General features: G+C 63.0%; 12 protein-coding genes and 1 pseudogene. 5 read left to right on the top strand and 8 right to left on the bottom strand.

From position 1 onward, the window contains the following. The first annotated feature begins 47 nt into the window (after nt 1-47). The 4 genes from VN11_RS01785 to cyoE all read left to right on the top strand — a co-directional run bounded on the left by VN11_RS01785 (nt 48) and on the right by cyoE (nt 3,514). Nucleotides 48-764 (top strand): SURF1 family protein, encoded by a 717-nt coding sequence (locus tag VN11_RS01785; protein WP_053448583.1) that lies wholly within the window; start codon nt 48-50, stop codon nt 762-764. Nucleotides 765-872: 108 nt separating this feature from the next. Further along, complete coding sequence (locus tag VN11_RS01790; protein ID WP_053448584.1) at nt 873-1,442, top strand: hypothetical protein; 570 nt, start codon at nt 873-875, stop codon at nt 1,440-1,442. Between the two features lie 10 nt (nt 1,443-1,452). Beyond that, nucleotides 1,453-2,616: a COX15/CtaA family protein gene (locus VN11_RS01795; RefSeq protein ID WP_004153902.1), complete on the top strand. Its 1,164-nt coding sequence runs from the start codon at nt 1,453-1,455 to the stop codon at nt 2,614-2,616. Nucleotides 2,617-2,620: 4 nt separating this feature from the next. Next, on the top strand, nt 2,621-3,514 hold the full coding sequence (gene cyoE, locus VN11_RS01800; protein WP_053448585.1) for a heme o synthase: 894 nt from the start codon (nt 2,621-2,623) through the stop codon (nt 3,512-3,514). 68 nt (nt 3,515-3,582) lie between these two features. Here the strand turns inward: cyoE and VN11_RS01805 are convergent, their stop codons facing one another. Further along, entirely contained in the window at nt 3,583-4,224 is a 642-nt protein-coding gene (locus VN11_RS01805; protein ID WP_148564916.1) for a hypothetical protein, read from the bottom strand. Then, nucleotides 4,221-6,203 carry a DEAD/DEAH box helicase gene (locus VN11_RS01810; protein ID WP_053448587.1) on the bottom strand — a complete coding sequence of 661 codons (1,983 nt, stop codon included), beginning with the start codon at nt 6,201-6,203 and terminating at the stop codon, nt 4,221-4,223. The genes VN11_RS01805 and VN11_RS01810 overlap by 4 nt, the downstream gene beginning before the upstream one ends. Before the next feature lie 177 nt (nt 6,204-6,380). Here VN11_RS01810 and VN11_RS01815 point away from each other — a divergent pair. Next, nucleotides 6,381-7,200 (top strand): annotated as a pseudogene (locus tag VN11_RS01815) (calcium-binding protein). Between the two features lie 105 nt (nt 7,201-7,305). On the opposite strand, the gene VN11_RS01820 reads toward VN11_RS01815, so the two are convergent. From VN11_RS01820 to rpsU, 6 genes are all read right to left on the bottom strand, one after another. Further along, complete coding sequence (locus VN11_RS01820) at nt 7,306-8,277, bottom strand: bile acid:sodium symporter family protein (protein ID WP_053448588.1); 972 nt, start codon at nt 8,275-8,277, stop codon at nt 7,306-7,308. A gap of 28 nt (nt 8,278-8,305) precedes the next feature. After that, nucleotides 8,306-8,806, bottom strand: a complete 501-nt coding sequence (locus VN11_RS01825; RefSeq protein WP_053448589.1) for a fused DSP-PTPase phosphatase/NAD kinase-like protein — start codon at nt 8,804-8,806, stop codon at nt 8,306-8,308. A 27-nt stretch (nt 8,807-8,833) separates the two neighbouring features. Next, the gene (dnaG, locus tag VN11_RS01830) at nt 8,834-10,573 is read right to left on the bottom strand and encodes a DNA primase (RefSeq protein ID WP_053448590.1); all 1,740 of its coding nucleotides are present in this window, start codon (nt 10,571-10,573) and stop codon (nt 8,834-8,836) included. 61 nt (nt 10,574-10,634) lie between these two features. Further along, nucleotides 10,635-11,579: a YihY/virulence factor BrkB family protein gene (locus VN11_RS01835; RefSeq protein ID WP_053448591.1), complete on the bottom strand. Its 945-nt coding sequence runs from the start codon at nt 11,577-11,579 to the stop codon at nt 10,635-10,637. 103 nt (nt 11,580-11,682) lie between these two features. Further along, on the bottom strand, nt 11,683-12,126 hold the full coding sequence (locus VN11_RS01840) for a GatB/YqeY domain-containing protein (protein ID WP_004153909.1): 444 nt from the start codon (nt 12,124-12,126) through the stop codon (nt 11,683-11,685). Nucleotides 12,127-12,259: 133 nt separating this feature from the next. Continuing rightward, complete coding sequence (rpsU, locus tag VN11_RS01845) at nt 12,260-12,475, bottom strand: 30S ribosomal protein S21 (RefSeq protein ID WP_002808376.1); 216 nt, start codon at nt 12,473-12,475, stop codon at nt 12,260-12,262. Nucleotides 12,476-12,591 lie beyond the last annotated feature (116 nt).

Here is a 12,591-nt window from a genome sequence, read left to right on the forward strand (position 1 = left end):
AGGGCAGGGTGGATGCGCCTATCTGACCGCGTTTGCGCGGACTTGTCATGATGCGCCAGCACACGCGCGTGATCGGATGGCTGCTGGCGGTGCTGGCGATGGCCGGTTTCAGCGCATTGGGACTGTGGCAGCTGCAGCGCATGCATGCCAAACAGGCAATGTTGGATGCGCAGGGTCCAGCAGTGGCACAGGCGTTGCCATTGGCGCAGGCACTCGCGGCGCCCGGTGCGCTGCACGGCGTGGCCGACCACGGCCGCTTCCTGCCCGGCGTGGTGCTGCTGGACAACCAGACCCGGCATGGCCGCGCCGGAGTGAAGATCTATCGCCCGTTCCGCAGTGACGACGGCAGTGTGCTGCTGGTGGATCTCGGTTGGCGCGCGTTGCCACCGGATCGCAGCTTGCCGGATCTGCCTGCACCGCCTTCGCCGGTAGCCGTGCGTGGCTTGCTGGCGCCGCCGCCGTCGGCGGGGTTGGCGTTGGGGCCGGCGTTCTCCGCGACGGGTGAGGCCGGGCGCTGGCTGGCCAGCCGGCTGCCCGCCGAAGGCCTGGCCCGCGCGCTGGGGCTGCAGGCGCTACCCGACCGCGTGCTGCGCCTGGACCCGGCGCTGCCGTTCGGCGATGAGCGCGACCTGGACCTGCTGCCGAACACGCTGCCGCCGCAGCGCCACCTGGGCTACGCCGTGCAGTGGTTCGGGCTGGCCCTGACCGTGCTGGTGGTCGCGCTGGTGCTGGAGCGGCGCAGGAGACGCCCCATCGCCCGGTAGTGCCGGCCGCTGGCCGGCATCCCCCGGAATCCTGGATGCCGGCCAGCGGCCGGAACTACCGGGGTACCGCACCCGCATCCCTTTCCCAACCGTGAGAAAATGCCCCGCATGAACACTGCTACGTCCCCGCAGGCGCGCGGCTCCGGCCGCCGGACCCTGGTGCTGCTGTTTGCCGTGTTCTTCGGGGCGGTGGCGCTGGCCGCCGTGCTGCGCTTCTCGGGCTGGCAGCCAACCGGGCACCGCAACGCCGGCCAGCTGCTGAAGCCGCCGGTGGACCTGCGCCAGCAGGCGCCGACCCTGGCCAGCGGCCAGCCTTACCCATGGAATCCCGAGGCTCGTACCTGGCGCCTGCTGGTGGCCCCGGCCGGCGCCTGCGATGCACGGTGCGTCACTTTGTCGCAGGGACTGGGCAAGGTGTGGCAGCTGTTCGGCCATAACGCCGATAATGTCGAGATCCTGTGGCTGGGTACGCCACCGGCGTCGATCGCCTCGCTGCCCGCGCTGCGGCCGCTGGCTCCGTCGCCAGCCCTGCGCGCGGCGTTGCCGGGCGTTGATGATCCGGCGGGACTGCCGGTCTACGTGATCGATCCGAACGGCTTCGTGATCATGCGCCATGCCCCGGGTTCCGACCTCGGTGGCCTGCGCAAGGACATGGCCACGTTGCTGAAACTGAAGTGAGTCCCGTTTGATGAGCCTTTCCGCGCGTCCGGCGCTGCACCGCAATTTCCACCGCCTGGCGTGGTTCGCCATGATCATGACCGCGAGCACGATCATGTTCGGCGCCTTCGTTCGCCTGTCCGATGCCGGCCTGAGCTGCCCGGACTGGCCGACCTGCTACGGGCAGGCCACCTGGCCGCAGCACGTGGAAGAGACCATCGGCCACCCGGCGGCGGAGATCCGCCCGCTGGAGACCCACAAGGCCTGGCGTGAACAGGTGCATCGCTTCCTGGCCGGTGCGCTGGGCATCGAGATCCTGACCCTGGCCCTGCTGGCCACGCGCAAGCGCCGCTTCGGAAGCACGGCGGTGGTGACCGCCTGCGTACTGGTGGCCGCCGGCATACCGCTGTACATGATGGGCTGGCATGGCACCGCCAGCATCCTGGCGCTGATCGGCGAGGCGATCCTGCTGATCGCCGCGCTGCGCTGGAGCAACATCGACCTGGCGCGCGCTGCACTGCTGACCCTGGCGGTGGTGATCTTCCAGGCCCTGCTGGGCATGTGGACGGTGACCCTGCTGCTCAAGCCCATCGTGGTGATGGGCCACCTGCTGGGCGGCATGCTGATGTTCGGCCTGTTGGTGTGGATGGCCTGGCGCGCGACGCACATGCCGATCACCCTGGCCGAAGCGCCGAAGCTGAAGTGGCTGCTGCGCATCGGCGTGGCCGTGCTGGTCACCCAGATCGCACTGGGTGGCTGGGTCAGCGCCAACTACGCGGCGCTGGCCTGCGGTGGCGGCAGCGCCTCGCTGGACAACTTCCCGCGTTGCGCCAACCAATGGTGGCCGCAGCACAATTTCGTCGAAGGCTTCACCCTGTGGCGTGGCATCGGCGTGGACTACGAAGGCGGCGTGCTGGACGGCGCGTCACGCATCGCCATCCAGATGGCGCACCGCATGTTCGCGGTGGTGGTGGCCGTCTACCTGCTGTGGCTGGGCGTGCGCCTGTTCCGGTTGCCGAGCATGCGAGGCTGGGCCAGCGCGCTGATCGCGCTGCTGGTGCTGCAGGTCACCCTCGGCATCCTCAATGTAAAGCTGGCGCTGCCGCTGGAAGTGGCGGTGGCCCACAACGGCGTGGCCGTTGCCCTGTTGTTCGTGCTGGTCAGCCTGCTGGCCCGCCTGCGTGCCCCGGACTGATTCCATGTTTTCCAAATACCGCCAGTACTGGGACCTGACCAAGCCCAAGGTCGTCGCCCTGATCGTCTTCACCGCGTTGGTCGGCATGGTCCTGGCCATCCCCGGCGTGCCCAGCTGGGAGCAGGTGCGCGCCGGCCTGCTCGGCTTCCTCGGCATCTGGCTGGCGGCCTCGGCGGCCGCAGCGATCAACCAGCTGCTGGACGCGCACATCGATGCGCAGATGGCGCGCACTTCGTGGCGGCCGCTGGTGGTGGGCAAGGTCAAGCCGTGGCAGGTGCTGGTGTTTGCCGGCGTGCTGATCGTGCTGTCGATGACCATCCTGGTGCTGTGGGTGAACCTGATCACCGCCGTGCTGACCTTCGCCTCGCTGATCGGCTACGCGGTGATCTACACCGTGTACCTCAAGCGTGCGACCTCGCAGAACATCGTGATTGGTGGCCTGGCCGGCGCGATGCCGCCGATGCTGGGCTGGGCGGCGGTGACCGGCATGCAGGGCTCGTCGGACTGGGCGTATTCGTTGCTGCTGGTGCTGATCATCTTCATCTGGACGCCGCCGCACTTCTGGGCGCTGGCGATCTTCCGCCGCGAGGACTACGCCAAGGCCGAGATCCCGATGCTGCCGGTGACCCACGGCGTGGTGCACACCCGCAAGCAGATCATGGCCTACTCGGTGGTGCTGGCGCTGGTCTGCCTGCTGCCGTACCTGGTGGGCATGAGCGGTGCGTTCTACCTGGGCGGCGCGATCGTGCTCAACGCCGTGTTCCTCTGGTACGCCTGGCGCATGCTCAATCCGCCGGACGAACTGTTCTCGATGAAGATGTTCCATTACTCCATCGTCTACCTGATGGCGCTGTTCGCCTTCCTGCTGGTGGACCACTGGATCCTGCCCTGGTTGTGACGGGCTGATGCCGCCGGGCATGGCCCGGCGCTACCCCCGGTGGTGGGTCACTGGATCTTACTCTGGTTCTAGCGGATGTAGCGCTTGGCCACCGAGGAATCGCAAAGTGAATGGAGTAAATCAAGCCCAACTGTTGAACTCAAGCCAATCTTGACTGCGGAAGTGTTTTTGAAGAAAAAGTCGAGATGATGAAGGGGGTGGAATTCTCCATTTTCGTTATCTGGGTCGTGGTCATATCTAAAGTAACCATGGTCCTCTGTCAAAAGTTCAGCAAATGCGTCTGCGTACTTTAGGCACATCGGGACTTCAATGCCAAAACTGTCGTTTATTCCGAGTGCGATATCCTCGTGGCAGAACGAGGAAGTGGCGCAAGTCTGGATTGCGTTGCGAAAAATGGAAATAAGCTCTCCACTTACGGGTTCGGATAAGTTATCAATGTTGAAGGAGATGAATTCGCCTTCTGTGATTACTTGGAAGGGGATGGCCATTGAAAAGTAGCCATTGCCTCTGCGGATCCATGCCCGAGTGTAATTGCCAGAAAATATCGCAATGTCAAAATCATCTGGTCTTGTAGTCGACGATATGTCGTGACAGGTGTTAACGATTTCGGCTAGAGCGAGCAAGTTTGAGAGATTGTCGCCAGCCTGGCGAACCGCCTTGAACAAGTCGAGGCGGTAGCTTGGAACTTCCTTGTAATAGATTGCTGTCACAGGGGCTTGATCCTATCGAACTCAATTTCGAGAATCTTGTTAATGTAGTCCTCGTCATACTCGGAGTCGCCGATCATTGATATGATTCTGCTAGACAACTTTGATGCGACTCGAGGGCTGGCTTTTCGTGCAGCGCAGTATCGCTTAACTATTTCTTCAAGCGATGGCTGTTCTTCGAGAACAATGAAATCTTTTTGCTGGGCAATTTCTGCGTCAGACGGAATTCGAACTTCCATCACATTCTTTTCGTAGATTGTATTCAGTCCTGTCTTGATGGCTTTTACTGTTGCCGCATCTGCTGCAGGGCCGACGATCAGATGGCTTTCTAGGAACGATCTCGCCATCATTGTGTAAAGTGCGTTTCGGAAGGATGTCTGCCGGTTAAGGTCCCTGGCTATGCAAATTACGAATGGAAACTCCAATCCCTTGGCATTGTTGACGTTCGAGATAAAAAATTTATCGGGATTTGTTTGCTTTGTTTCAAACGAGACATTGGATTCCCAGCCGAAAATATCTGCTACGTCTGCTTTGAGTTCTCCAATGACGTCGTATATGTATCCGTCCTTATCCAGGAAGATTACGGCAACGTCTCCCTGTTTTGTACTTGGATGTCGGGCTTTTATATTTTTGATTAGAGAAACAATGGCGCCGGCTATGGGGGCCTCGCCCGGGATTGTATGGACTTCGGTGCTCCGGAAATCCTGAGGGATGTCTTCAAATCTGCGAAGTGGGTCGCGGGAAAGTAGCGCCCTATTACCGTTTTCAACGTAGTGGTAGCCGCACGCGTCCCATTCCTCCGGTTTCAGCCAGCGAAGAACTGGTTGTTCGAAGAGGCCCATTCCCAGAGAGTGGGAAAACATGAGATTAGTTGGCTCTGTTCGATAGCATTTCTTCAGCACCATGTCCGCTCGATTGACCCGGTCGTCAATGGTTCTGAATATGTTTTGAAAAACGTCTCCTGCGACAAATACTTTCTTTGATGTCACCAGCTCGCAGAGTTCAATGAAGCTGTTTGCGAAGTCTTGGCTTTCATCGATAAATATGTAATCGAAGGCAAATTTCTTATCGCCTTGGATTGCGCTTATCTCAGCAATCGCTTTTTTGCAGAGAAAGTCAAAGGAGCCGGCGTGCAGGCTTCCGAAAGGTATTCCGTAATAATGGCATATATATCTGTATGTTCCAGACAGGGGTTCTTTTCCACTTCCCCAAGAGTGGAAGCAGAATAATTTCTTATCCCATTCGATCTGCCTTTCTACCCGCATGAAATCAAAGAAATCAGGAATTCTCTGCCGCATGGAGGATGCGAGAATCCTGTTAAAGCAGGTAAATACAATTCTTGCTTCAGCGTCTCTCGAGTAAATTTCCTTCATCTTGTGCAGCAGAAGTTCGGTCTTCCCTGAGCCGGCGAGGCCTTGAATTACGAATCTCTTGTTGGCGCCAAGTCTAAAGACAAAGCTGGTTTGATCGGTGTCAAACAAAATAATCTTCGACTTTACTGTCTCGAGAAGATCTTTGGCATCGAGATTGATTCGAGTGATATCATTGATGCTGCCAACAACGAGTGATGTGATTAGATCTACTATTCTTGCGTCGCTGACTTTTTCGATGATTAAGTCGTCGAAATCTACGTTATTCTTGTTTCTGTACTGAAACAATTCCTGCCATCTCTTCTTTCTGCCTATTTTTTCTCGGTACCTGAATTTTTCCGAAAGGAATGATATGTCCTCGAGAAGATCATCGGCATAGTCGTTTAGTGCGCCTTCGTCATTGCCCAGATCAATGAAGCAGGGGTGCATGCCAGCGGCAAATACTACGACAGCATTGTCATAGTCGTAGTCGGTATCGTCTTTGGATAGCGGCCTTCGCAACACGTAAGTCTGCTTCTTGTGGACCTTCGAAAACGCTTCGATTTTCTGCCTGATGCCGGCCTGCTCAACCAGGTCTTCCGCGTCAGGGGCGTAGAAGCAATAGTCGCTCATTTGCTATCGATCCTTGGGGTGCAAGTGGGGGCAATGCCTTCAGGATAGAAGGCGGAACTCCGTCCCGCTAGGGGGGCTGACGATCAGTTTCGGCGTAACTGCATCGGTTTTCCTAGAAGCACTCGAGACTGGGCCGTGCTAGATGAGTGCGTCTATCAAAATTGGGACAAGACCCGGATGCAATCTATCTGCCGCTGGACCACTTTGCTGCTGCTGGCGCTGGGCATGGCCCTCAGTGCGCATGCCGACGACATCGCCGCGCAAATCCGCCAGCATGCCGGTGACCACCGGCTGCTGGTGCTGGGCGAATTCCACGGCACCCGCGAGACACCGCTGCTGGTACGGGAGCTGATGGAGGCCTATCCGGCCGATGGCGCACCGGTGCGGTTGGCATTGGAGCTGCCGACCGACGAGAACGCCGCGCTGGCGACCTATACGGCGTCTGCCGGCACAGTCGAGGCGTGCGCTGCATTGCGTGGCACGACGTATTGGAACGTCCACAGCCGGATGCATGACGGCCGTCGCAGCGAGGACATGCTTGAGCTGATCGAGGCGCTACGCGTGCTGCGCAGACAAGGGCGCGACGTGCAGGTGTTCGGCTTTGATCGCGTGCTTCCCGCCGACATGGCCGGCGCTGGTACGCGTGACCGGGTGATGGCCGAAGAAGTAAGAGCACGCGCGCGGGCGCTGCCGAAGAACGGGCGGCTGCTGGTACTGACCGGCAACGTACATGGCATGCGTACGCAGCCGAAGATGATTGCGTACCCGCCGATGACGGCACTGCTGAAGGATCTGGACCTTCAACGTGCGTATCGAGGCGCGTGGCGGAGAGGGCTGGGGATGTACGGCTGTTCAGCGCTGCGAACCGCGTCCGCTGCGCGGTCATGCGGGGGCATCGCCCAAAGTGGATACCGATGCCGACCGCAGCTACGACCTGTGGGTGTGGTTGCCGCGCTTCAGCGTGGCGCGGCTGCTGGACAGCAATTCGGTCTGGTGATCATCCACGCGTGGCCTGGATCTACTCCGGATCACAGGCGTCAGCCGAGCATGGGCTCGGCTCTACAGTAGATCCACGCCATGCGTGGATGTCTTCCCGGTCGTGTCAGGGCTTGCGCCGCGCATACCGCTGCGCGATCACGCCGCAGACGATCAGCTGGATCTGGTGGTAGATCATCACCGGCAGCACGATCGCGCCCAGGCTGCCGCCGGCGAACAGCACCTTGGCGATGGGCACGCCGGTGGCCAGGCTCTTCTTCGAACCGCAGAACACGATGGCGATTTCGTCTTCGCGGTTGAAGCGCAGGCGGCGGGCGATGAAGGTGATCAGCGGCATGGCGATGCCCAGCAGCACGGCGGCAACCACCGCTACGGCCAGCAGCGAGAGCAGCGGCGTCTTGCTCCACAGGCCCTCGGTGACGGCCTCGCCGAACGCCGAGTACACCACCAGCAGGATCGTGGCCTGATCGGTGTAGCGCAGCAGCGCGCGCTGCCTCTCGACCCAGCCGGCGATCCACGGCCGCAGCAGGTGGCCGGCCACGAACGGCACCAGCAACTGCAGCATGATGCCGCCGATGGCATGCAGCGGATCGTGGATGCCGCCGGAGGTGCCGGCCAGTGCGGTCAGCAACAGCGGGGTCAGGAACACACCGAGGATGCTCGACAGCGAAGCACTGCACACCGCTGCGGGTACGTTGCCGCGCGCCATCGAAGTGAACGCGATGGACGACTGCACGGTGGAGGGCAGGGTGCACAGGAACAGCACGCCCAGGTACAGCTCCGGGGTCAGCAGCCAGCCGGACAGCGGCTTGAACATCAGCCCCAGCAGCGGGAACAGGATGAAGGTGCAGGCCAGGATGGTCAGGTGCAGCCGCCAGTGCAGCATGCCGCCGATGATCGACTCGCGCGGCAGGCGCGCGCCATGCAGGAAGAACAGCGCGGCGATGGCGACGGTGGTGACATCGTCGAGGACGATGGCGGCGGCGCCCTTCATCGGCAGCAGTGAGGCCAGGCCGACGGTGCACAGCAGGGCGATAGTGAAGTTGTCAGGTCGCAGGCGCGACCACCAGCGGGTCATGGTGGGCAGAGTCCTTGGGACGGAGGAGTCAGGGCGAAGCGGCGGGCGCGGCCAGGCGTTGGCGGGTGGCGGCTTCCAGCGACGTCAGGCCGGCACGTTGCCCGAGCTGCAGGGCCTGTTCCGGGCTGGCGTGTTCGTAGCGTGCAGTGACCAGGGCGAGCACGGCACCGGCGCGGTTGCCGGACGCGCAGTGCAGCAGCGCCGGACCTGCGCTTTGCTGCAGGGCCTGGTGCACGGCGCGCAGGTTGGCCGCATCCAGGCCATCGGCCCCGGCCACGGGAATGCGTACGTAGCGCAGGCCCAGCGATTCGGCCATGCCGGCTTCATCGAAGCCGCGGTCCTCATCGGGCTGGCGCAGGTCGATCACCGTGCGCACGCCCTGCGCGGCCAACGCCCGCAGCTGCGTGCCGCTGGGCTGGCCGCCGGCATACAGGCCAGGGCGGACTTCATTGAGAGGGGCGTTTTCGGCCAGGGCCGTCAGCGGCAGGCAGAGCGACAACAACAGCAGGCAGGTCAGGCGCAGCAGCATGGTCCTCTCCGGGAAAGCAATCTGCCGCTACAGGCGCAGTCCGGCGCGGGCCTTCAGCAGCTCGCGCAGTTCGTACTTGTCAGTATCGTCCAGACCCTGCTGGCGCTGCTTTGCCAACAACTCCTCCAGACGTTGCACCAGCAGCTGTTTCTCCAGCTGGGCCACGGCGTCGTGCAGTTCCTGGGTCCAGCTGGCTTCAGTGCCAGGCAGCGTCTGCGCCGCCAGCGTATGCAGCGCGGCCTGCTCTTCACGGCCGTCGAAGTGTTCCAGCAGGGCGCCGGTACTGATGTCCGGGCGCTGCTCGACCAACCCCAGCAGTTCCAGCAGCAGCTCCACGCCGGGCAGGCGCAGGCCCTGGAAGTGATGCTTGCCGCCCAGCGTGAGCGCCAGCGAGGGTTGCTGCAGCAGCACGGCGATCGCGCCGCGCACCAGGCTGCGCCTGGCCACCGGCTGGATCGTGCGCGCCGGCTGGCGCTGCGGCATCGGTGCGCGCGCGGACGCGGCATTGCCGCCGAGGCCGGTCAGCTGCGCCAGCTGCTGCTTCATCAGGTCGCCGAAGGCGCCATCGGGAATCTGCGCCAGCATCGGCTTTGCCCGCTCGGCCAGGCGTGCCTTGCCGTCCAGTGTGCCCAGGTTGATCTCGCGGGTGAGTTCGTCAAAGAAGAACTGTGACAGTGGGGTGGCCTGCTTCAGGCGCTCGTTGAACGCCTCGGCGCCTTCCTTGCGCACGATGGTGTCCGGATCCTCGCCATCGGGCAGGAACAGGAAGAAGGCCTGGCGGCCATCCTTCATGCGCGGCAGCACCGACTCCAGCGCCTTCCAGCCGGCGCGGCGGCCGGCGGCATCGCCATCGAAGCAGAAGAACACGTCCGGCGCGTTGCGGAACAGCAGCTCGGCATGGTCCGGCGTGGTCGCGGTACCCAGCGTTGCCACCGCCTGGGTGACCCCGAACTGGAACAGCGAGACCACGTCCATGTAGCCCTCGACCACGATCAGCCGCTCGATCTTCTGGTTGGCCTGGCGTACCTGCCACAGGCCGTACAGTTCGCGGCCCTTGTGGAACAGCGCGGTCTCGGGGGAGTTGAGGTACTTGGGGCCGTCGTCCTTCTCGAACACGCGGCCGCCGAAGGCGATGACCCGGCCACGGCGGTCGAAGATCGGGAACATCACCCGGTCGCGGAACTTGTCGTAGACGTGGCCGCGGTCGTTCTTGGAGAACAGGCCGGCGCGATCGAGCAGCTTCATGCGGCGCTCGTCCTTGCCCAGCGCATCGCGCAGGCCGCTGTAGCCATCCGGCGCGTAGCCGATCTGGAAACGCGCGCGGTTCTCTTCATCCACGCCACGGCCATCGAGATAGCTGCGGGCCTTGTCGCTGCCCTGCAGGTTGCTCTGGAAGAACTTGGTGGCCGCCTCCAGCGCCGAGTACAGCTCGCGGCTGTCATCCTGCTGCTGGGGGCTGCGCGGGTTCTCGTTGCGCGGCACTTCCATGCCGGCGCGCTTGGCCAGTTCATCCACCGCATCGAGGAACTCGAGGCGGTCGTAATTCATCAGGAAGCTGATCGCGGTGCCGTGCGCGCCGCAGCCGAAGCAGTGATAGAACTGCTTGGTGGGCGAGACCGTGAACGAGGCCGAGCGCTCGTCATGGAACGGGCAGCGCGCCGCGTACTCCTTGCCCTGGCGCTTCAGCGGCACGCGGCTGCCCACCACCTCGACGATGTCGGTGCGGGCCAGCAGGTCGTCGATGAAAGCGTCGGGGATACGGGCCATGGGCAACAGAACGGGGCGCGGCCGCCAGGGCGCGCTGCAGGGGGCGGCAGGTTCCCCTAGTTTACTCGCTGGCGATGCCGGGACCGGCCTGTTGGCCTTCAGCGCCGGCACGGGCCAGCTGCGCCCGTGCATGCTGGCGTTCGTCGATCACCGCGGTCATCAGCGCACCGACGAAGAACACGGCGGTGGCGTAGTAGATCCAGACCAGCGCGATCACCAGTGCGCCCATCGACCCGTAGGCACTGCCCGGGGCCACGGTAGCGATGTAGACGCCGATGCCATAGCGGCCCAGGGTGAAAAGCACCGAGGTGATGGCACCGCCGATGAAGGCCTGGCGCCAGGCCACGCGGCGGTCCGGCAGGTAGTGGTAGAGGAAGGCGAAGGCCAGCGTGTACAGCAGCAGCGAGGTCAGGTAGCCGATCGCCGGCAGTACCGAGGGCAGCTGCGCGAACACCACCTGCAGGGCGGTGGTGGCGGTCATCGACAGGATCAGCAGGAAGCCCAGCGCCAGTACCACGCCGAACGAGAACACGCGCTTGCGCAGCCAGGCCTTGATACCCTCCAGGCGCTGCCCGCTGGTGTGGAAGATCCGGTTCAGCGCGTTCTGCAGCTGGGCGAACACGGCGGTGGCGCCGACGAACAGCAGCAACGTGCTCCACAGCCCGGCCAGCGAACCAACGCTGGGCTGGCTGTTGGCGTTGTGCAGCACGGTGTCGGCGACGCTGGCCACGCTGCTGCCGGCCACCGAGCCGATCTGGCTGATCAGTGCCTGTTGCGCGGGCGGGTACAGCGAGGCGGTCAGCCACAGCAGCAGCACCAGCAGCGGCGCCATCGACAGCAGGGCGTAGAAGGAGACCGAGGCCGCCTGGGTCAGCACGTCGATTTCGACGAAGCGCTTGGCCACCGCCATCGGGAAGCTGTCCTGCAGGCGATCAGCGTAGTGGCGAAGCCGTGCGGGGATGCCGTGGGGGCGCGTGTCGGCGGGGGAGTGCGATGGCTCGACCATGGGGATGTTGTAGCAGCCGGGGGTCGAAGGTGCGGTGAAGCGGGTGCATCGATGGGGTCAGAGCCCTTCCGCAGCGCGAAAGGGATCCGACCCCGGCAATGGCTTATGCCAGCTGCTGCTTGACCAGCTTGGACACCAGGCCCATGTCGGCCTGGCCGGCGAGCTTGGGCTTCAGCGCGCCCATCAGCTTGCCCATGTCGGCCGGGCCGGAGGCACCGGTTTCGGCGATGGCGGCCTGGATGGCGGCCACGATTTCGGCTTCACCCATCTTGGCCGGCAGGTAGGCTTCGATGACCACGATCTCGGCACGCTCGATCTCGGCCAGGTCTTCGCGGTTGGCGGCTTCGAACTGGCTGACCGAGTCCTTGCGCTGCTTGACCATCTTGTCGAGCACGGCGATCACGGCGGTGTCATCCAGCTCGATGCGCTCGTCCACTTCGCGCTGCTTGATGGCGGCGTTGATCAGGCGGATCACGCCCAGCTTGTGCTTCTCGCCCGCCTTCATGGCGGCCTTCATGTCTTCGGTGAGCTGCTGCTTCATGCTCATGAGGAACCTCGTGGTGGTAGGTAGGGCGGGGCGGATGCCCGGACCCGGAAACGCAAAAAGCCGGCGACGCTCGCGCGTGCCGGCTTCGGCTCCATCGCGACAGGCAGGCCCGCCGCAATGAAGATGCGTCCGATCAGTACAGGCGCTGACGCTTGGTGACGTCGCGCGACGAGCGGCGCAGCTGACGCTTCACAGCAGCGGCGGCCTTGCGCTTGCGCTCCTGGGTCGGCTTTTCGTAGAACTCGCGCTTGCGGGTTTCGGCCAGCACACCGGCCTTTTCGCAAGTGCGCTTGAAGCGGCGAAGAGCAAACTCGAAGGGCTCGTTCTCGCGGACTTTGACGCTGGGCATGGAATCTCCGGGACACAGTAGAACCGGGTCACGCCCGGCGAGCCGCACATTATAGCGGCGAAACGACAAACTGCAAGCGGCCAACCCTGAATACGGGCCGGGGGTTCGAAAGCAGT

Origin of the sequence: Stenotrophomonas maltophilia (assembly GCF_001274595.1) — a bacterium.
GTDB lineage: Bacteria > Pseudomonadota > Gammaproteobacteria > Xanthomonadales > Xanthomonadaceae > Stenotrophomonas > Stenotrophomonas forensis.

Excerpts from the sequence above, each read along its gene's own strand:
- VN11_RS01785 (WP_053448583.1), top strand. The coding sequence starts at position 48 with ATGATGCGCCAGCACACGCGCGTGATCGGATGGCTGCTGGCGGTGCTG.
- VN11_RS01810 (WP_053448587.1), bottom strand. The coding sequence starts at position 6,203 with ATGAGCGACTATTGCTTCTACGCCCCTGACGCGGAAGACCTGGTTGAG.
- rpsU (WP_002808376.1), bottom strand. The coding sequence starts at position 12,475 with ATGCCCAGCGTCAAAGTCCGCGAGAACGAGCCCTTCGAGTTTGCTCTT.
- VN11_RS01825 (WP_053448589.1), bottom strand. The coding sequence starts at position 8,806 with ATGCTGCTGCGCCTGACCTGCCTGCTGTTGTTGTCGCTCTGCCTGCCG.
- VN11_RS01795 (WP_004153902.1), top strand. The coding sequence starts at position 1,453 with ATGAGCCTTTCCGCGCGTCCGGCGCTGCACCGCAATTTCCACCGCCTG.
- VN11_RS01790 (WP_053448584.1), top strand. The coding sequence starts at position 873 with ATGAACACTGCTACGTCCCCGCAGGCGCGCGGCTCCGGCCGCCGGACC.
- VN11_RS01840 (WP_004153909.1), bottom strand. The coding sequence starts at position 12,126 with ATGAGCATGAAGCAGCAGCTCACCGAAGACATGAAGGCCGCCATGAAG.
- VN11_RS01835 (WP_053448591.1), bottom strand. The coding sequence starts at position 11,579 with ATGGTCGAGCCATCGCACTCCCCCGCCGACACGCGCCCCCACGGCATC.
- cyoE (WP_053448585.1), top strand. The coding sequence starts at position 2,621 with ATGTTTTCCAAATACCGCCAGTACTGGGACCTGACCAAGCCCAAGGTC.
- VN11_RS01820 (WP_053448588.1), bottom strand. The coding sequence starts at position 8,277 with ATGACCCGCTGGTGGTCGCGCCTGCGACCTGACAACTTCACTATCGCC.
- dnaG (WP_053448590.1), bottom strand. The coding sequence starts at position 10,573 with ATGGCCCGTATCCCCGACGCTTTCATCGACGACCTGCTGGCCCGCACC.